Below are 22592 nucleotides of genomic sequence, written 5' to 3'. Positions count from 1 at the left end.
AAAGACAAATTTAAAATATATCAATTTAACTTTTAGTAGGGGGTGGCCCTTTTGGCAAAATATATAGTCCAAGGTGGAAATAAATTAGAAGGTGAAATTAGAGTAAAAGGTGCAAAAAATTCAGTATTACCTATAATAGCAGCAACCATATTAAATGAAGGGGAGAGTGTAATACACAATGTCCCTAATATATCAGATGTTAAAGTAATGATTGATATATTAAAACATATAGGTTGCTGTGTAAAAAATGAGGGTGATACATTAATTATTGATACTAAAAATGTTAACTCATCTGAGATTCCTGAAAGCTTCGTTAGAAAGATGAGATCATCTATAATATTTTTAGGAGCTATGGTTAGTAGGTTTGGGTATACTAAAATAAGTTATCCAGGTGGATGCGAAATAGGCCCAAGACCGATAGATTTACATTTAAAATCGTTATCTCAAATGGGAGTTAACATTGAGGAAACACATGGATATATAAAGTGTAAAAGAGAAAAGAATAAGGCATGTGAAATAACTCTAGATTTTCCTAGTGTTGGAGCTACTGAAAATGTTATGTTGGCAGCTGTGAAAACAAAAGGTATAACAAGAATATATAATTCAGCAAAAGAGCCTGAAATAATAGACCTTGCCAATTTTTTAAACTCTATGGGAGCTAATATAAAAGGGGCAGGAAATAGCTGTATAGAGATACATGGTGTTGATAAATTACATGATGTTGAGTATAGAATAATACCTGATAGAATCGCAATAGGAACGTATTTAGTAGCAGCAGCAATAACAAAAGGGAAAATAATGATAGATGATATAATCCCAAGTCATATTAACAGTATTGTTTCAAAACTTAGAGAAACTGGGTGCGAAATTGAGTATATAAACAATAAAGTTCAGCTTATTGCACCTAAAATCATACACTCTATAGATGTTATAAAAACGTTACCTCATCCAGGATTTCCAACTGATATGCAGGCTCAAATGATGGCCTTAATGACGCTAGCCAGTGGTGCATGTATAATAAACGAGAACATATTTGAAAATAGATTCAAGCATTGTGAAGAACTTATCAGAATGGGAGCTAATATAAATGTTAATGGAAAATTAGCTGTAATAAGAGGTGTTGATAAACTAATGGGAGCAAAAGTTAAGTCTTCTGATTTAAGAGGAGGTGCAGCTCTTGTCTTAGCAGGTCTTGCTGCGGATGAATACACTGAAATAGACAGTATACATCATATAGATAGAGGTTATGAGTCTATGGAAAAGGTGTTAACTAGTCTAGGAGCTAATATTATTAGGGCTTAGACTTAAGCCCTTTTTTCTATACTAATGTACTAATAAGATTCTCTATACGAATTTTTTTATGGGGGGGACAAGTCTTATGAAAAAAAAATATAAAATAATTACGTTTATAATGATTCTAATCATATGTGTATTTGGATACATATTAATAAAAACTGATTATTTTATTTTCAAAAAATTAAATGTTGTTGGACAGGTTAAGCTTAGTAGACAAGATGTATTGATTAGTGGCAAAATAGAACCTGGAAAGAATATATATAAATACAGTTCGAAGGAAATAAGAAAAAACTTACTTGAGAATCCATACATAGAAGATGCTAATGTAAAAGTAAGGCTGCCTGATAATATAATTATAGATTTAAAAGAAAGGATAGCTATGTGTGCTATACCTTATATGGGTTCGTATGCTCTTATAAATGAAGAAGGGATAGTCTTAAAAGTTGAGGATGATTTAAAAAATGTAGATGTACCTTTAATTGGAGGAATAAATCTTCAAAAACTAAAAATAGGTAAAAATGTAGAAATAAAAGATGATGACGTATTAAAGAAAATATTAGATTTGCTAAATGCGTGCAATAATGCTAAAATTTTAAGTAATATATCTCAAATAAATATAGATGACAATAAGAATATAGATATATACACAATAAACGGAATAAGAGTTCTTCTTGGCAAAGGAGAAAACTTAGACTATAAGATGACACAATTAAACAAAGTCTTAATAGACTTATATACTAAGAATATAAAAGTTGGGATAGTAGATATGAGATATAACTCGTATCCCGTATATAGACCTGAATAGGTGGTGGGTTATTTTGAAAAAAAATAGTTTGTCATTGCTGATATTGAGTTTTTTTTTAGGAATGCTAATTATAATTGAATTTAAGACTGTAGACAAAACTACAGGAGGGTTAGTATCTTCACAAAAAGCAAATCAGTTATCAATTGAACTAAAGAGTTTGACAGATAGAAAAAAAGCATTGGAAAAAGATGTACAAGAATTAGATGAGAGGATACAAGAATATAAGGACTCTGAAGCAGAAAAAAATGTTCTTGTAAAAAATTTAAAAGAAGATACTAAGAAATATGAGACATTGGCTGGATATTATGACGTAAGTGGTCCTGGTGTTGTAATAACTATGAAAGAACCACAAGAAACAACTGGTGAAAAAGTTTTACTTTACAATTATGATCAGATACTTACTATAATAAATAAGCTAAATGCAGCAGGAGCAGAGGCGATATCTATAAATGGAGAAAGATATGTATCAAGTACAGAAATGTATTTATCTGGAGAGAAGGTTATACTAAATGGAAATCCTATAATGACTCCATTTGAAATTAAGTGTATAGGAAATTCTGATATATTAGAATCTGCTTTGAACATAAGGTTTGGGATAATTTATCAGCTTAGAAATGAATGGAACTTAGATGTTGATGTAAAAAAGCAAGATAGTATAGAAATACCTAGATACAATAAAACTATAGAGTTTAAATATGCTAAGCCTTTAGAATCTAATGTGAAGGTGAATTGATATGGGTAGTGTAAAGATAAAACAAAAATCTATGATAATCGCAAATTTCATAATAGGAATAATAATAGCTATAAATATTAAGAGTATCAATGGAAGCCAAACTTTTGTTACACTCAAAACAATAAAAGAGATTGAAAATCAGATAGAAATAGAAAGAGTTGAAGTTGAAAACTTAAATAAATTAATACTTGATAAAAAATCTAATATAGCAAAGTATGAACTTGAAATTGAAGATACAGGTTCTATAAAGAATATAATAGAAAAGGAATCATATGATGCTAAAGTTATAACGGGATTTGAAGATGTACTTGGAGAAGGTGTAATAGTAAGAATTAGTGATAGTAAAAGAGATATAGAAGAATGGGAAGATGAGAATGATTTTGTTATTCATGATGAAAATATAATAAGAGTCATAAATAATCTTAAAATAGCAGGAGCAGAGGCTATATCAATAAATGGAGAAAGACTTACTACATTTTCTGAAATAAAGTGTGCAGGTCCTACTATAACAGTTAATGGGAACACTTATGGACAGCCATTTTTAATAAAGGCAATAGGTGATAAAAAATTTTTAAAATCTGCTATGGAGGCTCCTAACTCTCAAATAAATCTAAAAAAATATCTTTATGATATAGGTTTTGAGGCAGAGGAGAAAGATGAAATAATAATACCTAAATATAGTGGTAAATTTAAATTTGAATATATAAAAGAAGGTGATTAATTTGATTTTATCTTTGATAGGACTTGCACTAGGAATAATTATTGGATATTATATACCTGTGACTTATCCGGATAGCTATTCTCTTTACATATCTGTAGGTTTATTAGCTGCAATGGACTCAGTATTTGGTGCGATAAGAGCAACACTAGAAGGTAAATACGATGGAATTATATTTGTAACTGGTTTTTTTGGAAATGCAATTTTAGCGGGTATATTAGCTTATATAGGAGATAGATTAGGTTTTCCACTGTATTATGCGAGCATATTTGTTTTTGGAGGAAGACTATTTCAAAATTTTGCTATTATCAGAAGACATGCTTTTAACAAATTGATTAATAAAAAAAGAGGAAATTAGTACTTTATGTTGAATACCTTAAATATTAATAAAAATTTTAAAAGGATATGATTTAATAAATATAGTATAAAAATAAAAAAGAATTATTAAGTAAGGAGGTTCTTACATGCTACAGTTTGATGTTGGTATGGATCAGTTTGCACAGATCAAAGTAATAGGAGTAGGCGGCGGAGGAAATAATGCTGTTAATAGAATGATAGAGGCTAATTTACAAGGAGTAGAGTTTGTAGCTATAAATACAGACAAGCAAGCACTTTTTACTTCAAAGGCTGAACAAAAGATACAAATAGGAGAAAAATTAACAAGAGGACTAGGAGCGGGAGCGAATCCTGAAATAGGACAAAAAGCAGCAGAAGAAAGTAAAGAAGACATTACACAAGCTCTTCAAGGTGCGGATATGGTATTTGTAACTGCCGGAATGGGTGGTGGAACAGGAACAGGAGCAGCTCCTGTTGTAGCTAAAGTTGCTAAAGAATTAGGCATACTTACAGTAGGTGTTGTTACAAAGCCTTTTACTTTTGAAGGTAAAAGAAGAATGATTCATGCTGAACAAGGTATAAAAGAGTTTAAATCTAATGTAGACACATTAATAACTATACCTAATGATAGATTATTACAAATAGTGGAAAAGAAAACATCTATGCTTGATGCTTTTAAAAAGGCTGATGATGTATTACAACAAGGGGTACAAGGTATATCTGACTTAATAGCTGTACCAGGACTTGTAAACCTAGACTTTGCTGATGTTCAAACTATAATGAGAGAGCAAGGATTGGCTCATATGGGTATAGGTAATGCTAAAGGAGAAAATAGAGCTATTGAAGCAGCAAAACAAGCTATTCAAAGTCCACTCCTTGAAACTTCTATAAGAGGAGCAAAAGGTGTTCTTTTAAATATAACTGGAGGAGACGATTTAGGACTATTCGAAATTAATGAAGCTGCAAGCTTGGTTCAAGAAGCATGTGATGAAGAAGCTAACATTATATTTGGGGCAGTTATAAATGAAAACTTAGGTGATGAGCTTAGAATAACAGTTATAGCAACAGGATTTGAAGAAGGACAGGATACTACTTTGAATATTATAGATAAAAAAGAGAAAAAAGAAGAAGTTAAAGAGACTGTTAAAGAAGAGAAAGTAAATACTAGTGTAGATCCGGATTTGGATATACCTACATTTTTAAGAAGAAGATAATATTATCTTCTTTTTTTTTATGCTCAAGACCGAAATTATACTTATTAAAATACCGTAAATGCCACGAAATTTTGAATACAACTAAGCTTTTATCTTATTAATAATCCTAAAATTTACGAACTCCCTATGGTCAGACACGTAAATTTCTTCACGAATTATTAAACGATAAAAACTAAGTTATATTAGTCAAAATATCTAAAAGCATTAACTAACATTTTAATAAGTATAATTTAAAAATGAATATTCGCTGTAAGAGTTTCCTATAAGATTGAAAAAATTGACATAAGAAAATATTGTTAAAAAATGAGGAAAATAAATTGGAATTCGACTACCTATTGTGACATAAAAATAACTTAAAATTTAGTATAATTTATTTATGAGTTATAACCATTATATGTCAAAAGAAAAAGGTGGTTTAAATGATAGTTTATGCGGAATATTACTTTTTACATAATCTATTAGCAAATTACATGGTATTAAAAACAACCTCGAGGATAGTAAATAATAATTTTTCTAGATATAGAGCTTTCATAGGTGGGTTTATAGGGGCTTTATATTGTATGATTTATTTTATTCCAAGTTTGAAGTTTTTATACAATATTTTAATGAAAATTATTTTTGCCTTATTTATAGTTTTTATAAGTTTTGAGTATAAAGGTGTCAAGGAATATCTTAAATTATTGATGGTATTTTATATTGTGAATATATTTTTAGCAGGTAGTATATTCTATATAGTTTATTGTTCTGGAATAAATTATATGCCAGTATCATTGGTTTTAATTTATGCAACTTATTTCATGGCAAGTAGTAGCCTTTTTAACAGATTTTACAAAATAATAAAAAACCTCAATATATTTAAGGATTTAAAAAATGATATAACTGTCAAGATTCAAGACAAGCAAGTTGTATTTAATACTTTAATGGATACAGGTAATTTATTAAAGGATCCTGTAAGTCAAAATCCTGTAATGATAGTAGATGTCAGAAAGTTAGAAGATGTTTTACCTAAGGAATTGATATATATCGATTATTCTATTATGGATTTTAAAAAAGTAGATTATTTAATGAGCAAATTAAGTGATGCTATATCTAGTAGATTTAGAGTAATACCTTATAAGGTAGTTGGAAATGAAGATGGGTTATTAATAGGAATAAAGGCAGATTACATAGAAATACAGGGACATAAAAAGGGGAATATAATACTGGGATTATCAAATTTAGGTTCAGATGATATGAATGAATATGATGCAATAATAAATCCGAATTTTATATAATATTAAGGAGGAGTGGAAGTTCATGGTTAAATTGTTTTGTAAGGTAAAGAATAAAATTGTATATTTAATCAATAAATTATTAATTAAATTTAATTTGGTTAGAAAAAATGAAATATACTATTTAGGTGGTAATGATATACTTCCTCCACCTTTAAATGCTGAAGAAGAAGCTGAAGTTTTAAAGAAACTTGAAAGTGATGAAAGTGTTAAAAGTATATTGATAGAGAGAAATTTAAGACTTGTAGTATACATATCTAGAAAATTTGAAAATACAGGGCTTGATATAGAAGATCTAATATCAATAGGTACAATAGGTCTTATAAAGGCTGTTAATACGTTTAAATTAGATAAAAAAATTAAGCTTGCTACATATGCATCAAGATGTATAGAAAATGAAATACTTATGTATCTTAGAAAAAATAGTAAGAAAAAAGTAGAAATATCATTTGACGAACCTTTAAATATAGATTTAGATGGAAATGAATTATTGCTTTCTGATGTTATGGGAACTGAGAACGATGAAATATATAAATTAATAGAGGAAGAAATAGATAGAGAACTACTTCAAATAGCACTGGATAAACTTTCTATAAGAGAAAAACAGATAATGGAACTTCGATTTGGACTTAAAAGTGGAGATGAAAAAACTCAAAAGGAAGTAGCTAATATGCTTGGAATATCTCAATCCTACATATCTAGACTTGAAAAAAAAATTGTATTTAGGCTTAAAAAAGAAATGAAAAAATTTGTTTAGATTGTAAAATTTTAAGTATTCTCTTTAAGTATAAAATTTATATTTCTGTAAATAATTTAATTAGAAATAACTTGAAGAGAGGGCTGGTATGATGCAAATAAATAAAGTGGAAATCTGTGGAGTCAATACATCTGAATTACCAGTATTAAAAAACAAAGAAATGCGAGAGCTCTTGGTTAAAATAAAAAATGGAGATGAAGAGTGTAGACAGCAATTTGTAAATGGGAATTTAAGACTTGTTTTAAGTGTTATACAAAAATTTAACAATAGAGGAGAGAATATAGATGATTTATTTCAAATAGGATGCATAGGTCTTATTAAATCTATAGATAATTTTGATTTAAGTCAAAATGTACGATTTTCAACTTATGCAGTACCTATGATAATTGGAGAAATAAGAAGGTATTTAAGAGATAATAACCCTATAAGGGTTAGTAGGTCTTTAAAGGATATAGCTTATAAAGCTTTGCAAGTAAGAGAAAGATTAACAATAGAAAATTTAAAAGAGCCTAACGTCTCTCAAATAGCAAAAGAGTTAGACATGAACAGAGAAGATGTAGTTTTGGCTTTAGATGCAATACAAGATCCTATATCTTTGTTTGACCCTATATATCAAGACAATGGAGATGCTATATATGTTATGGACCAAGTTCAAGATAAGAAAGGAAGAGATGAGGTTTGGATAGAGGAAATAGCCTTAAAGGAAGCTGTAAAAAAGCTTAATAGCAGAGAAAAATTAGTTCTTGATTTGAGATTTTATAAAGGTAAGACTCAAATAGAAGTTGCTGATGAAATAGGTATATCTCAAGCACAGGTTTCAAGAATAGAAAAGAATGCTTTAAAGAACATGAGAAAACATATTTGACCCTAAGTGGTCATTTTTTTTGTATACAAATTAGTATAAAATAACTTTTCAATTCATAATTATTATATATCAAGTGAAACTTATCTTCAGGTGGAGTTTGTAACTCCATCTGAAGGTTAGTTGAACTTATCCAGAAGCTGTAGAGTTCTCATATCCAACCTGAAGAGGATGGAGTCTTAGAACTCTTAGCTTTCGAATAAATAAAGGGGAGGGATACATATGTTTAAAATTTCAGATATGATGGAAAAAGAGGTTGTTAATATAAATAACGGTAAAAAATTAGGATTTATAAACGATATAGAATTAGATATGGGAGATGGAAGAATAAAATCTTTAATAATTGTTAACGAGGGTTCAAAAGGATATTTATTATCACGAGGAGAAGCGTGTGCTGTATCTTGGAACAATATAATTAAAATAGGACATGATATGATATTAGTAAAAATAGACCAACAAGTTGATTTTAATGACATAGACATATAAAGTATTAATGTATATAATTAGGTTATTAGTAATTATTGGAGGTATGTTATGAAATGTCCATACTGTAGCTTTTTGCAGTCTAGAGTAATAGATTCTAGACCGACAGATGAGGGAACTTCTATAAGAAGAAGAAGAGAATGTGAAAGTTGTAAAAAAAGATTTACAACTTATGAAAAAATAGAATATGTAAGACTCATGGTTATAAAAAAAGATGGAAATAGAGAAAGTTTTGATAGAAGTAAAATAATAAATGGGATAATAAAAGCATGTGAAAAGAGACCAGTTTCAATTAAACAAATTGAAAGTATAGTAGATCAAATAGAACATAATATAAATAAAAACATGTTCAAGGAAATAGAAACTAAGAAAATAGGTGAACTGGTTATGGAAAAGTTAAAGAGTATAGATGAGGTATCTTATGTTAGATTTGCATCTGTCTATAGACAATTTAAAGATATAAACACATTTGTTCAGGAGTTAGAAAAAATACTCAGTGAGAAGAGGTGAAAAGATGATGTATATAAATTTTGATGATGTTAATAAGTTTGATTTTGCCAAAGTGGTTTTTACTACTAAGGAACTTGATATGTCTCTTTTTGATGACAGAAAGAAACTGTGTGAGGATTTAAATTTTAACTTTGATAAATTAACATATAATAAGCAAGTTCATGGAAATAATGTAGTGGTAATTGATAAGAATAATATAGGAAATATACAAGAAGCAGATGGGATAATAACCAATATAGCTGATGTTCCAATAATGGTATTTGTAGCAGATTGCGTATCTATAGCATTTATAGATGTAAAAAACAAAGTCATAGGATGTGTACATGCTGGATGGAGAGGAACTTACAAAGAGATATCTTCAATTATTATAAATAAGATGAAAACTATATATAACTCAAAGGTTGAAAATATAAAGTGTATAATAGGGCCAGCTATAGGAAGTTGTTGTTATGAGGTTTCTTATGATTTAATAGAAAAATTTAACACTAAGTTTACAAATTTAAATGAAAATTTATATACAATTAAAGATGAAAAGTATTATCTAAATCTTTTTAAAATCAATGAATTCGTACTTATAAATAATGGAATAAAAAAAGAAAACATATTTAATCCAAATTTGTGCACTTATTGCGATGAAAATAGATTCCATTCTTATCGAAGGGAAAATACAACTTCAAAGAGAATGGCTATGGTAATGCAGATACTCTAAAAGGAGGAAATAAAATGAATGCAGATATACTAGTTGTTGATGATGAGGAGCATATAGTTGAACTTTTAAAATTTAATCTTCAGACACAAGGGTATAATATAGAAACTTCATATGATGGGCTGGACGCTTTTATAAAAGTAAGGGAGTTAAAGCCTGATTTAATATTACTTGATAGAATGCTTCCGAATATGGATGGACTTGAGGTTTTAAAAAAAATAAGAGAAGACGATAGCACAAAGAATATACCTGTAATAATGCTTACAGCAAAGACTATGGAAAAAGACAAGATAGAGGGTCTTGAAGTTGGAGCAGATGATTATATAAGTAAGCCTTTTAGTGTAAAAGAAGTATTAGCTAGGGTCAAAGCTGTTCTTAGAAGATATAATTTCAATAAACCTGAAAAGAAAACTTTTATAGAACTGGGTGATATAAAGATAGATTTACAAAATTATGAGGTATTTAAAGATTCTAAAAAGATAGATTTGACGTTAAAAGAATTTGAACTGTTAAAGCTTCTAGTTCAAAATAAAGGTAAAGTATTATCTAGAAATTTTTTGTTGGACAAAATATGGGGATATGAATATTTTGGAGAAACTAGAACAGTAGATGTTCATATAAGGCATTTAAGAAAAAAAATAGAAGATGATCAAAAGTATATAGAAACTATAAGAGGAGTGGGGTATAGGATAAATTTAAAAGAAGGTGATTAATATAGAAAATAATGATATATATATAATTATTCTTTTACTTGTTATAGTATCAAGCCTTATATATAGATATTTGAATGTACTTAGAAAGTACTTAAAAGAACTTATACATGTATCCAATAGAGTGAGTGAGGGAGATTTTTCAGTTAAGCTTAAAAATCAGTATAGTGGAGATCTTGGTAGGCTCTCAAGTAATTTTAATTTTATGATAAGCAAAATAAATACGAATATAGAACAACTAGAAGATAGAAATATTAAGTTAAAATCTATATTAAAGAGCATATCAAATGGAATTATAGCTATTGACAATGAACAAAAAATACTACTTATAAATGATGTGGCTAAAAAGTTATTTGACAATAAAGAGTGTGAATTTGACGGACAAAAAATAGACTCAGTTATAAATAACGAAGCTATGATGAAAGCTATAGCTTCTCTAATACCTAATAGAGAACATAAAAGAATTCAAATAAAAGATAAAAATGATAGATATTACAAAATAAAGGTTGACCCTGTTTATTTAAAAAGTGCAAAAAATGTAGTCATAGGATCTATTATTAATATAGAGGATATAACTGAAAATGTTAAGCTTGAAAAAATAAGATCTGATTTTGTTGCAAATGTAACTCATGAAATTAAAACACCACTTACATCCATAAGTGGATTTGTAGAAACTTTAAAGAATAATGATTCTATAGATATTAAAACGAGAAATAGATTTTTAGATATAATAGATATGGAGTCTGATAGACTTAGAAGGCTTATTGACGATATATTAGTTCTATCTTTTATAGAAAATAATGAAAATGAAAAAGAAAAATATGATAGTGTAAATTTATATTCTGTATTCAAAGAAGTATATGATCTTACTTATAATTTAGCCAAAAATAAAAATATAGAGTATAAGTATGAATTTTCAAGTGAGGATATAAACTTAAAAGTAAATAAAGATTATATAAAGCAAATATTCTTAAACTTAATTGATAATGCAATAAAGTATACTCCTGAAAATGGAGAAATATCAGTTTTTGTAATTCACAAAAATAATACAATTAGGATATCTGTAAAGGATACGGGTATGGGAATACCTCAAAGTGATATACCTAGAATATTTGAAAGATTTTATAGGGTGGATAAAGCTAGAAGTACTAAAATAGGAGGAACTGGTCTTGGTCTTGCTATTGTAAAACATATAATAATATCTATAGGTGCAGATATAAAGGTTAAAAGTGCATTAAATAGAGGTACTGAATTCATAGTAACTATTAAAGAATAAATATTTCCTTAAATTACAAGGGAATATTTATTCTTTTTTTGTAAAAATAAGTATATGAAATTAAATGAATCCAAAAAAAGGAGATGATTACTTGGGTAATTATATATACTTAATATCCTGTTCATTTTTTATGGGTATATTTGCAAGGCTTTATATGATGAAATTAGATTATAGACAGTATCCTACATATCCACAGGGATTTATATCTCATATTACACTTGGTATAATAGCAGCCTCCCTTGGAGCAGTAGCAGTTCCATCGCTTGCTGAAAAAGAGTTCTCAGCAGTTACATTCTTAACTCTAGCAGCTCAGCAGTTTAGAGATGTTAGAAATATGGAAAGACAAAGTTTAGATAATATAGAGGATACTGAAATTGTTCCAAGAGGAATGGCCTATATAGAGGATATAGCTAAGGCATTTGAAGCTAGAAATTATATGGCAATACTTACAGCATTATCTACAGGAATAGTATTTTATTTAATATCGAAGGTTTTTAACATGAATAACACAGTATCAATTTTATCCTCTGTGATTGTAGGTTTTGTTGTAGCCAGATTATTAAAGACTATCTTGACTAGAGATAAAGTTGGAGAAGTAGCTGAGGTTGTACCAGCTAAAATAGAATTTGATGGACCTTTTCTTAAGGTAAATGGAGTAGTTATTATGAATGTTGGTCTATCATCATCTAGAGAAAGATATTTACAGGATGGATTGGCTGTTGAGATTATACCTAAAGATCCAAATAATATAGGTATCTTATCTAATTTAGGACAAAGACAAGTTATAGCACATAATTCATCAGTTCAACTTGGAATTAAAAAAGATGAGGATGAACCAGATTTTACTCCAATACTTAGAAGAAATCCAGAAAAAGAAAGTATAGTAATGCCTATAATACCTATAAAAAAAGATGAAAGTCTATTAATAGAAATAATTAAAAATACTCCTATTATAGAATCTGCAAAAGGAAAAACTAATTTTTTGAAAGGTAGGAGAAAATAATGGATATAGGATTAAATGATTATATAATAGCTATTGTTACAATGAATAAAGATGTGAAGTCAAGCACAGTGCCTGTATTTTATGCAGAGAATAGAGAGGATTTAGAGAAAAGATCACTTACTATATCTAAGTGTGTCATGGGGATGGTTCATGATGTATTCAATGATACATTTATAATAGTTAAGCATTAAGGTGCCTAATTAAAGGTGCCTTTGTTATCTTGACTATTTAATTGAATACGTGATAATATAACGTGATATATTATTTAAAAGAGTGGTGATGTTATTTGGAACTAAAAAACATTGAAGAAATTCAAAATATTATAAGTGTTGTTAATAAAGGAAGTATAGCAGAGGAATTAGATATTGAGGTTGGAGATATACTTTTAAGTATAAATGATAAAAAAATAGAAGACATTATAGAATATAAGTTTTTTATAGCTGATGAATATCTTGAAGTTAAGATACAAAAGAAGGATGGACAAGTATATATATATGAAATAGAAAAGGAATATGATGAGGATTTAGGGATTGAATTTATAAATCCTATAATAGATAGAGCTAAAAGTTGCAGAAATAAATGTATATTTTGTTTTATAGATCAGCTTCCAAAAGGGATGAGAGAAACTCTTTACTTTAAAGATGATGATTCAAGGCTTTCATTTTTACAAGGGAACTTTATAACTCTTACAAATATGAGTGAAGATGATATACAAAAAATGATACAATATAGAATAAGTCCTGTTAATATATCTGTACATACAACTAATCCAGATCTTAGAGTAAAGATGCTAAATAATAAAAATGCAGGTAAGTTATATGGTATAATGAAGAGGTTAGCAGATGCAGGAATAGAAATGAATGCTCAGATAGTTTTATGTCCTGATGTAAATGATGGGGAAAATCTACATAGAACTCTTAATGATTTATCTAAGCTACATCCTCATGTAAGAAGTGTTGCTGTGGTTCCTATTGGACTTACTAAGTATAGAGAAGGATTATTTGAGGCAAAAATATACAATAGAGATTCTTCATTAGAGGTTATAGATTTCATACATAAATTTCAACAAAAATCACTTGATAATATAAGGACTAGATTTGTTTTTTTATCAGATGAATTTTATGTTATGGCTCAAAAAAAAATACCTTCTTATGAAGCGTATGAAGGCTTTGTTCAAATAGAAAATGGAGTAGGTCTTATTTGCAAGCTTGAAAGGGAAATAGACGATTATCTTCAAAAAACTTTTGTTAGATTAAAAAAGCAAAGAACAGTGTCTATTGCAACTGGAAAATCTGCTTATGCATTTATAAAAAAGGTTTCATCAAAAGTTATGAGTAATGTACAAAATCTTAAAATAAATGTATATAATATAAATAATGATTATTTTGGCCATACAATAACTGTATCAGGTCTTATAACGGCAACTGATATAATAAATCAGTTAAAGGATAAAAATCTTGGAGACAAGCTTATAATACCTAAGGCAATGTTAAAATCGGATGAAGATGTATTTTTAGATAATATAACACTTGATGAGCTTGAAAAGAAATTAAATATAAAAATAGATGCAGCTAAAAATGAAGGTGCAGACTTTGTAAAAAAACTAATAAAGTAAATAGAAAGGGAGTAATAAAAAATGAGTAAACCAATAGTTGCAGTGGTTGGAAGACCTAATGTTGGTAAATCAACATTATTCAATAAATTAGTAGGTAAGAGAATTGCAATAGTAGAAGATACACCAGGAGTAACTAGAGATAGGATTTATGCAGAGGGAGAATGGCTAAATAAATATTATACTTTGATAGATACAGGTGGAATTGAGCCTGATACTGAAGATATAATAGTATCTCAAATGAGAACTCAGGCTGAGCTTGCTATGGATATGGCTCATGTAATTTTATTTGTAGTAGATGGAAAAGTTGGACTTACAAATGATGATAGAGAAGTAGCCCAAATGCTTAGAAAGACAAAAAAGCCTGTACTATTAGTCGTAAATAAAGTAGATAACAAGGATAAATCAGAACATTTTTACGATTTTTATGAATTAGGATTTGGAGACCCAATAGAAATATCTGCTTCAATAGGTCTTGGAATAGGAGATTTATTAGATGAGGTTGTTGATAATTTTCCAGAAGGACTAGATACTGAGTATGATCCAGATGTAATTAAAGTAGCTATAGTTGGAAAACCAAATGCAGGTAAGTCTTCTATACTTAATAATATACTAGGAGAGGAAAGAGTGATAGTAAGTCCAATAGCTGGTACTACAAGAGATGCTATAGATACTTACTTTGAAGATGGAGATGATAAGTATTTATTAATAGATACTGCGGGTCTTAGAAAAAGAAGTAAAGTGAATGAGAATATAGAAAAATATAGTGTTATAAGATCTATTACAGCAGTTGAAAGAGCAGATGTTTCTCTTATAGTGATAGATGCTACTCAGGGCGTTACAGAGCAAGATACTAAGGTTGCAGGTATTGCACATGATGAAGGTAAGGCTTGCATACTAGTAATTAATAAGTGGGATTTAATAGAAAAAGATAATAAAACTATGAATAATTACATACATGATATAAGAGCTAAGTTTCCATTTATGTTGTATGCTCCGATAATATTTGTATCAGCAAAGACAAATCAAAGAATGAATACTGTACTTCCTAAAGTTAAATATATTTCAAATGAGGCTTCAAAAAGAATTCAGACTGGAACCTTAAATGATGTAATAGGAGAAGCTGTGCTTTTAAATCAGCCACCTTCTGATAAAGGTAAAAGACTTAGAATTTATTATGCAACTCAAACAGGTATTAAGCCACCTAAATTTACTTTATTTATAAATGATAAAGAGCTTACACATTTCTCTTATCAAAGATATTTAGAAAATAAAATAAGAGAGAATTTTGGATTTGAAGGAACTCCTGTTAGGTTTAATTATAAAGAAAAAGAAAGGAAGAGATAGATAATATGAATACTTATTTTATAGCTGCTTTAATTTCTTATTTCTTAGGGAATATTTCAACATCTTATATTTTAGGAAAGACTATTGCAAAAATAGACATTAGAAATCATGGATCTGGAAATGCAGGTACTACTAATGTACTTAGAACTTTGGGTAAAAAAGCTGCGTTAATTACATTTTTAGGAGATGCTTTAAAGGGGTTTTTAGCTTCATATATAGGTTTTAAGATGGGTGGTAAAGATACAGCCTTAATATGTGCTATATTTGTTGTCTTAGGTCATGATTGGCCTGTTGTACTGAAATTTAGAGGAGGTAAAGGAGTAGCAACTACCATTGGAGCTATTATGTTTCTTAATCCTTTACAAGCTATAATATGTGTATTAGTTGGAATAACGATTATTTATATTACTAGATATGTATCTTTAGGCTCTATGCTTGGGATATGCACACTTCCGTTTTTAATGTTTTTCATAGATAAAAACGAATTCATAGTTTCTATTATTTTGATGATTTTAATTTTATTTACTCATAGAGAAAACATAAAAAGACTTATTAAGGGTAAAGAGAGAAAGATAGGTCAAAAGGTTCAAATAAAATAGAGTTAGAAGGTGTTTTTATGGAAAAAATTTGTGTATTAGGAGCAGGTAGTTGGGGAAGTGCTCTTGCTATTTTATTATCTAAAAAGGGATATGAAGTAAATCTTTATATGAGAAACAAAGAGCAATATGAGAGCATGATAAAGACTAGAGAAAATATCAAGTATCTTCCAGGTATAGTGATGCCAAATAATATAAAGATGACTACTAATCTTAAAGATGCTGTTGATAAAGCTAAAATAATAGTTTTAGGAGTAGCATCTCAAGGGGTAAGAGGAGTATTAAAATCTATAAAAGATTATGTTGAAGATGATCAAATTATAGTAAATGTTGCAAAAGGATTTGAAAAAGGTACTAACCTTAGAATGTCTGAAGTGGTTAAGGAAGAACTTCCAAATAATCCTTATGCTATTTTATCAGGTCCATCTCATGCAGAAGAGGTATCTAAAGATATGCCTACTACTGTAACTGTGGCATCAGAAGATATGAGGATTGCTGAATATGTTCAAGATACATTTATAAATCCTAAATTTAGAGTATATACAAATCCTGATGTTATAGGAGTTGAACTTGGAGGAACTCTTAAAAATATAATAGCCTTTGGAGCAGGAATTTGTGATGGACTTGGATATGGAGATAACACAAAGGCGGCTTTAATGACAAGAGGTATTAGAGAAATAGGAAGACTGGGTATGGCTATGGGTGCAAGATCGAGTACTTTCTCAGGACTTTCGGGTATAGGAGATTTGATAGTTACTTGTACTAGTATGCACAGTAGAAATAGAAGAGCTGGTATACTTATAGGTCAAGGTAAAACATTAGAAGAAACTCTTGATGAAATTAAAATGGTAGTTGAGGGAATACGAGCAACTGAGTCAGCTTATAATCTATCTAAAAAATATAATATAGATATGCCAATAACTAATGAGATATATAAAGTTTTATATGAAGATAATGAAGTAAAAGAATCTGTTATAAATCTTATGTTAAGAAGTAAAACTCATGAAATGGAAGAAGTGGCTATGGATGAAAACTAAACTTTAAAAGTTTAGTTTTCTTTTTTTGTAATAAAACTTGCATTTTTGAAATATATATTTATTAAGAAATTTTATGCGGGGGGGATAATTATGAAGAGTAATATATATGAAGATATATCTAGAAGAACTCAAGGAGATATATACATAGGTGTAGTAGGTCCTGTTAGAACTGGTAAATCTACATTTATAAAAAGATTTATGGAGCTTTTAGTAATACCTAATATTGATAATGACTATAAAAAAGAGCGAACTAAGGATGAATTACCTCAAAGTGGAACAGGAAAAACTATAATGACTGTTGAGCCTAAATTTGTACCAGCAGATGGAATAGAAATAAAGGTTAAAGATAAGCTTAGAATGAAAATTAGAATGGTTGATTGTGTAGGATACTTAGTTGATGGAGCATTGGGACATGAAGAAGAAGGAAAAGAAAGAATGGTATCTACTCCTTGGATGGAAAAACAGATACCTTTTGAAATGGCAGCTGAAATAGGAACTAAGAAAGTAATAAAAGAGCATTCTACAATTGGAGTTGTAATGCTTACAGATGGAAGTGTCACAGGAATAGATAGAAACAGTTATGTAACATCAGAAGAAAGAGTTATAAATGAATTAAAAGAATTAAATAAGCCATTCAGTATTATTTTAAATACAAGAACACCTAAGGATGAAAAAACACTAGAATTAAAAAATGAGTTGGAAGACAAATATGATATGCCTGTATTACCTCTTGACATACTTAATATGGATTTAGAGGATGTTGAAAATGTTATGGAAACTATATTATTTGATTTTCCACTTAGAGAAATAAATATAAATTTACCAAAATGGGTAGAAGGACTTGAAAAAAATCATTGGATAAAAAATGATATTATAAAGAGTATTAAAGAAAGTCTTGATGATGTAGGAAAAATAAGAGATGTTAAAAATATTGTTAATAGATTTGAAGGTATTGAATTTTTAGATAAATGTGAATTAGATGACGTTGGACTTGGAGAAGGAATAGTAAATATTAAGTTAGATACAAAACAAGATTTATTCTATAATGTATTAGAGGAAAAGAGTGGATTTAGAATTGATGGGGAACATCAACTACTGAGCCTTATATCTAAATTATCTAAGGTTAAATCAGAATATGATAAGGTAGAGATTGCATTAAATGATGTTAGAGATAAAGGATATGGATTAGTACCTCCATCATTAGAAGAGTTAACTCTTGATACTCCTGAAAAAGTTAAAAAAGGGAATCAATATGGAGTTAAGTTAAGAGCTAAAGCACCATCTATTCACTTGATTAGAGCAGATATAACTACAGAGGTATCTCCTGTTGTTGGAACTGAAAAACAGGGTGAAGAACTGGTTAAATACCTTCTAGAAGGATTTGAAGAAAATCCAGAGCAAATATGGCAATCAAATATGTTTGGAAAATCATTGCATGATTTAGTTAAAGAGCAACTTCAGAACAAGCTGTTTATGATGCCAGAAGATGTAAGAGTGAAAATGCAAAAAACACTTCAAAAAATAATAAATGAAGGTAGTGCTAATTTAATAACTATAATATTATAATGATTAAACAAAAGAGGCTTTATAAAGCCTCTTTTTTTCTTGACTTTTAGGTAGTTGTTGATATAATCTAATAATTAAGGAGGGGTGTGTTTTTGACCCTATTTTTTTTGTAAACATACGAAGTGAATTATTATATAGTATTAAATAACAAAATATATAATAATTGGATATGTCGAATATAAAAAGGATAAATAATATTTTTGAAGAATTATTAATTTATATAGAGGTGGACTCTGTGAATAAGAGAAAAAAGATAAAGCGTAAGAAATTGAAAATTAAATACAATTACTTAATAATACTTGGTGTTATTGGTTATATATTTGTTAAACTTTTAAATAATATGACCAGCTATACAGTACAGGTTGAAACTGTAGAGTATGGTGATTTAGTAGAATCTATAAACAAGCAAGGGGTTATAATAAAAGATGAACAAATAATACTGTCACAATCTAAGGGAAATATAGATTACTTAGTTCAGGAGGGTAAAAGAGTTCCTAAAAATAAAAAAATAGCTGAAATACAAAGTGGGGAAGTTAATCTTCAAGAAAAAGAGAAACTTGACACTATAAATAGAAGAATAGAGAGTATAAAATCTAATAGAAATGAAGAGATACTTAAAAGTGATATATACAAAATAGATGTGACAACGAAAAGATTGAGAGAAGAAATTAAAACTAATCTTATGAATTCGGATATAGAGAATATACAAAACTTGAAAGAGGAATTACTAGAAGCTATAGATAAGAAAAGTTTAATATGGGGAGAAAAAAGTATTATTGGCAAAAATATAAAGACTTTAGAAAAAGAAAAATTTAAAATAGAAAATAAATTAAATTCTTCAGTTCAAAGTGTTTTTGCACAAGAATCAGGTGTTATATCCTTTAATCAAGATGAATATGAAGATATTCTTAAATTATCTAGTATAGAGCATTTGAATTCAAAGTATCTTTTGGCAGTTAAAAATAAAGAAAACAGGATAAAGAAGAATGACAAAGTAGGTGTAGGAGATCCTATAGGAAAGATAATAAATAACCATATATGGTATATAGCTGTAGTTCTTGATGAAAAAGAAAGTAGTCATTTGAAAATAGGTACAAATTTAAAAGTTAGAAAAGATGGACAAGTATTTAATGCTAAAGTTAAGAATCTATATAAAGATGAAAATAATAATATATCAATTCTTGAAGTATATGAAGAAAAGGTAGATTTTTATGATGTGAGAGTTTGTGATTTTAATATCATATATAGACAGATAAGTGGTATAAAAATTCCTAAAGAAGCTGTTATTACAGTAAAGGAAAAAAGAGGGGTATACATATTATCAGAAACAGGAAGTTCTATTTTTAAAGAACTCAAGAGTATTTTAGGTGAAAATGATGAATATATAGTACTTGATTACTCAGATATTAAGAAAAATAGAATAGAGACTGTTGATTTATATGATGAACTTATTATAAATCCTAAAAATATAAAAGAAGGTCAAAAGATAAGGTAGGTGTAAAAAGTGGATTACATAAAACAAAATTTAGATGAAGTATTAGGGGGGATAAATAATTCTGCTAGTAAAGCAAATGTAAATCCAAAGGATATTATATTAATAGGTGTTACGAAAACGGTAGATATACCTATTATAGAAGAAGCGATAGGGTTAGGAATAACTCATGTTGGAGAAAATAAGCCACAAGAGCTTGTAAGAAAATATGATGTCATAGGGGATAGAGTAAAATGGCACCTTATAGGGTCGCTACAAACTAATAAGGTAAAGTATATTATAGATAAAGCAGACATGATTCATTCTTTAGATAGAATATCCTTGTGTGAAGAAATAAATAAAAGAGCCAAAAGTATAAATAAGGTTATGGACTGTTTGGTTCAAGTTAATATATCAAAAGAAGAAACTAAGCATGGACTTTTTAAGGAAGATGTTATAGATTTTATAAAAACTGTATCTAGTAAGTATAAAAATATAAAAATCAATGGAATTATGACTATGGCACCATATGTTGATAGCCCAGAAGATGTTAGAATATATTTTAAGGATATAAAAAAAATGTCGAAAGAAATAGAGGAACTTAATCTAGGAAATGTAGATATGAAGTATTTATCTATGGGGATGAGTAACGACTATAAAATAGCTATAGAAGAAGGAGCAAATATGGTAAGAGTTGGAACTTCTATATTTGGAAAAAGAAATTACATGAAATAGGAGGGGCAAACATGTCTGATAAATTTGTAGATAAAGTAAAGAAATTTATGGGTTTTGAAGAAGAGTATGAAGAATACGAAGAAGAAGAATACGAAGAAGATATTCTTAATTTAAATCAAAAGCCAGCTTCAAAACCTAATAATAAGATAGTAAATATACATACAACTACTCAAATGAAGGTTATGATACATGAACCACAAGATTATGATGAAGCGGCATCTATTGTAGATAACTTGAAAAATAGAAAGGCTGTAGTTGTTAACTTAGAAAATATAGAAGACTTAGAGCTTATAAAGAATATATTTCATTTTCTAAGTGGTGCAGTATATGCACTTGATGGAAGTATCCAAAAGGTATCTAAAGGAATTTTTATATTAGCGCCTAGCAATATAGACATTGATGGAAATATAAAAAAAGAACTTGAAAATAAGGGATTATTTCCGTGGCAAAAAAATGTTTAAAAGGAGAAATTATTTATGTATATTATAATTAGAGCATTAGGGTATTTTGTTAGATTTTTAGAAATTATGATTATAATAAGGTGTGTGGTTTCTTTTGTGCCAAGTTTACAATACTCTAAATTCACAGATTTTGTATATAGGGTAACGGAACCGATACTTTATCCTATAAGAGAGCTTTTATACAGATATACAAATACAGGTCCATTTGATTTATCTCCTATAATAGCATATTTTTTAATAGGGTGGATACATGGACTTATTATGTGGATGATACGTTTGGTGCTATAAATGATTGATAAAGAAAGAATAACTTCCCATATAAAGGATTTAGATCTTAAAAAAACTGTATATAAGGTTATAGACAAGGCTTTAGGTGTTTTGAAAAATCACGACTATAGATGTACAGATTTTTTAAACCCATATGAGCTGAAAAACTCTATAGCAGCACTAAATTCTATAGATGATATAAAATACAGTGTGTGTGGAGGATATGATGAATCTGAAAGAAAGGTAATATACATATATCCATACTATTTATTTGAAGAAGAATTAGAATGTCCTATAGGTGCTTTGACGATTGAGGGAAACTTCAAGTTCAAAGAGGTATCTCATAAAGATTATTTAGGATCTATACTCGGACTTGGTATAAAAAGAGAAAAAATAGGAGATATATTAATACATACAAATTTTTGTCAAGTTGTAGTTAAAAATGATATAGAAGATTACATAATCCTTAATATGAATAAGGTAGCTCGTAATAATATATCGGTTAAAGAAATATCACTATCGGATATTAAGAAGGTAGATATTAAGTATAAAGAGATAAGTTTTACTGTTTCTTCTAGTAGGATTGATAGTATTGTATCTTCAATATACAATATATCTAGACAAGAGGCAAATAAAATTATTTCATCAAATAGGGTTTATATAGATTATGAGCCTATAAACAATGTTTCAAAGAAGGTAGATACAAATTCATTAATATCTGTAAGAGGAAAAGGAAGATGTATAATATCTAATATAGGAGATGTTAATAAAAAAGGAAGATTAAGAATAAAAGCAAAAATAATATTATAGGAGGTTTTAA

Annotated in this window: 26 protein-coding genes; all 26 read left to right on the top strand. The window is 28.5% G+C overall.

Annotated features, from left to right (window positions below):
- The first annotated feature begins 42 nt into the window (after window positions 1-42).
- The 26 genes from murA to N4A48_RS07070 all read left to right on the top strand — a co-directional run bounded on the left by murA (window position 43) and on the right by N4A48_RS07070 (window position 22582).
- Complete coding sequence (gene murA, locus N4A48_RS07195) at window positions 43-1302, top strand: UDP-N-acetylglucosamine 1-carboxyvinyltransferase (protein WP_443081747.1); 1260 nt, start codon at window positions 43-45, stop codon at window positions 1300-1302.
- Between the two features lie 76 nt (window positions 1303-1378).
- A complete protein-coding gene (locus N4A48_RS07190) occupies window positions 1379-2101 on the top strand; it encodes a cell division protein FtsQ/DivIB (RefSeq protein WP_293665184.1) in 723 nt (240 codons plus the stop codon).
- A 13-nt stretch (window positions 2102-2114) separates the two neighbouring features.
- Entirely contained in the window at window positions 2115-2834 is a 720-nt protein-coding gene (locus tag N4A48_RS07185) for a DUF881 domain-containing protein (protein WP_293665183.1), read from the top strand.
- 1 nt (window position 2835) lies between these two features.
- Window positions 2836-3555, top strand: a complete 720-nt coding sequence (locus N4A48_RS07180; protein WP_293665182.1) for a DUF881 domain-containing protein — start codon at window positions 2836-2838, stop codon at window positions 3553-3555.
- A 1-nt stretch (window position 3556) separates the two neighbouring features.
- Window positions 3557-3910 carry a small basic family protein gene (locus tag N4A48_RS07175; protein ID WP_293665181.1) on the top strand — a complete coding sequence of 118 codons (354 nt, stop codon included), beginning with the start codon at window positions 3557-3559 and terminating at the stop codon, window positions 3908-3910.
- 106 nt (window positions 3911-4016) lie between these two features.
- Window positions 4017-5102: a cell division protein FtsZ gene (gene ftsZ, locus N4A48_RS07170; RefSeq protein WP_293665180.1), complete on the top strand. Its 1086-nt coding sequence runs from the start codon at window positions 4017-4019 to the stop codon at window positions 5100-5102.
- Between the two features lie 419 nt (window positions 5103-5521).
- Window positions 5522-6376 carry a sigma-E processing peptidase SpoIIGA gene (locus tag N4A48_RS07165; protein WP_293665179.1) on the top strand — a complete coding sequence of 285 codons (855 nt, stop codon included), beginning with the start codon at window positions 5522-5524 and terminating at the stop codon, window positions 6374-6376.
- A 22-nt stretch (window positions 6377-6398) separates the two neighbouring features.
- Window positions 6399-7130, top strand: coding sequence for an RNA polymerase sporulation sigma factor SigE (sigE, locus tag N4A48_RS07160; RefSeq protein ID WP_293665178.1), 732 nt, complete (start codon window positions 6399-6401; stop codon window positions 7128-7130).
- 91 nt (window positions 7131-7221) lie between these two features.
- The gene (gene sigG / locus N4A48_RS07155) at window positions 7222-7995 is read left to right on the top strand and encodes an RNA polymerase sporulation sigma factor SigG (RefSeq protein ID WP_293665211.1); all 774 of its coding nucleotides are present in this window, start codon (window positions 7222-7224) and stop codon (window positions 7993-7995) included.
- Between the two features lie 219 nt (window positions 7996-8214).
- Window positions 8215-8478 carry a YlmC/YmxH family sporulation protein gene (locus tag N4A48_RS07150; protein ID WP_293665177.1) on the top strand — a complete coding sequence of 88 codons (264 nt, stop codon included), beginning with the start codon at window positions 8215-8217 and terminating at the stop codon, window positions 8476-8478.
- A 48-nt stretch (window positions 8479-8526) separates the two neighbouring features.
- On the top strand, window positions 8527-8985 hold the full coding sequence (nrdR, locus tag N4A48_RS07145) for a transcriptional regulator NrdR (protein WP_293665176.1): 459 nt from the start codon (window positions 8527-8529) through the stop codon (window positions 8983-8985).
- 4 nt (window positions 8986-8989) lie between these two features.
- On the top strand, window positions 8990-9694 hold the full coding sequence (pgeF, locus tag N4A48_RS07140; RefSeq protein WP_293665175.1) for a peptidoglycan editing factor PgeF: 705 nt from the start codon (window positions 8990-8992) through the stop codon (window positions 9692-9694).
- A 14-nt stretch (window positions 9695-9708) separates the two neighbouring features.
- Entirely contained in the window at window positions 9709-10404 is a 696-nt protein-coding gene (locus tag N4A48_RS07135; protein ID WP_293665173.1) for a response regulator, read from the top strand.
- The gene (locus tag N4A48_RS07130; protein ID WP_293665172.1) at window positions 10397-11677 is read left to right on the top strand and encodes a HAMP domain-containing sensor histidine kinase; all 1281 of its coding nucleotides are present in this window, start codon (window positions 10397-10399) and stop codon (window positions 11675-11677) included. The genes N4A48_RS07135 and N4A48_RS07130 overlap by 8 nt, the downstream gene beginning before the upstream one ends.
- A gap of 91 nt (window positions 11678-11768) precedes the next feature.
- Complete coding sequence (locus tag N4A48_RS07125; protein WP_293665171.1) at window positions 11769-12680, top strand: YIEGIA family protein; 912 nt, start codon at window positions 11769-11771, stop codon at window positions 12678-12680.
- Window positions 12680-12871, top strand: a complete 192-nt coding sequence (locus tag N4A48_RS07120) for a capping complex subunit for YIEGIA (RefSeq protein WP_293665170.1) — start codon at window positions 12680-12682, stop codon at window positions 12869-12871. Before N4A48_RS07125 ends, N4A48_RS07120 begins: the two co-directional genes overlap by 1 nt.
- Window positions 12872-12966: 95 nt before the next feature.
- The gene (locus N4A48_RS07115) at window positions 12967-14295 is read left to right on the top strand and encodes a DUF512 domain-containing protein (protein WP_293665169.1); all 1329 of its coding nucleotides are present in this window, start codon (window positions 12967-12969) and stop codon (window positions 14293-14295) included.
- Between the two features lie 21 nt (window positions 14296-14316).
- Window positions 14317-15639 (top strand): ribosome biogenesis GTPase Der, encoded by a 1323-nt coding sequence (der, locus tag N4A48_RS07110; RefSeq protein ID WP_293665168.1) that lies wholly within the window; start codon window positions 14317-14319, stop codon window positions 15637-15639.
- 5 nt (window positions 15640-15644) lie between these two features.
- Window positions 15645-16238, top strand: coding sequence for a glycerol-3-phosphate 1-O-acyltransferase PlsY (gene plsY, locus N4A48_RS07105; protein ID WP_293665167.1), 594 nt, complete (start codon window positions 15645-15647; stop codon window positions 16236-16238).
- Between the two features lie 17 nt (window positions 16239-16255).
- A complete protein-coding gene (locus N4A48_RS07100) occupies window positions 16256-17272 on the top strand; it encodes an NAD(P)H-dependent glycerol-3-phosphate dehydrogenase (protein WP_293665166.1) in 1017 nt (338 codons plus the stop codon).
- A gap of 90 nt (window positions 17273-17362) precedes the next feature.
- Entirely contained in the window at window positions 17363-18838 is a 1476-nt protein-coding gene (spoIVA, locus tag N4A48_RS07095; RefSeq protein WP_293665165.1) for a stage IV sporulation protein A, read from the top strand.
- A gap of 235 nt (window positions 18839-19073) precedes the next feature.
- A complete protein-coding gene (locus tag N4A48_RS07090) occupies window positions 19074-20333 on the top strand; it encodes an HlyD family efflux transporter periplasmic adaptor subunit (protein WP_293665163.1) in 1260 nt (419 codons plus the stop codon).
- A 9-nt stretch (window positions 20334-20342) separates the two neighbouring features.
- Window positions 20343-21044, top strand: a complete 702-nt coding sequence (locus N4A48_RS07085; protein WP_293665162.1) for a YggS family pyridoxal phosphate-dependent enzyme — start codon at window positions 20343-20345, stop codon at window positions 21042-21044.
- An 11-nt stretch (window positions 21045-21055) separates the two neighbouring features.
- Window positions 21056-21505: a cell division protein SepF gene (locus N4A48_RS07080; protein ID WP_293665161.1), complete on the top strand. Its 450-nt coding sequence runs from the start codon at window positions 21056-21058 to the stop codon at window positions 21503-21505.
- A 15-nt stretch (window positions 21506-21520) separates the two neighbouring features.
- Window positions 21521-21793 carry a YggT family protein gene (locus N4A48_RS07075; protein ID WP_293665160.1) on the top strand — a complete coding sequence of 91 codons (273 nt, stop codon included), beginning with the start codon at window positions 21521-21523 and terminating at the stop codon, window positions 21791-21793.
- Window positions 21794-22582 carry a YlmH family RNA-binding protein gene (locus tag N4A48_RS07070; protein ID WP_293665159.1) on the top strand — a complete coding sequence of 263 codons (789 nt, stop codon included), beginning with the start codon at window positions 21794-21796 and terminating at the stop codon, window positions 22580-22582.
- Window positions 22583-22592: the final 10 nt, after the last annotated feature.

This window comes from Tepidibacter sp. (assembly GCF_025210165.1).
Lineage (GTDB): Bacteria > Bacillota > Clostridia > Peptostreptococcales > Peptostreptococcaceae > Tepidibacter_A.
This window is presented reverse-complemented; position numbering and strand designations above follow the sequence as displayed.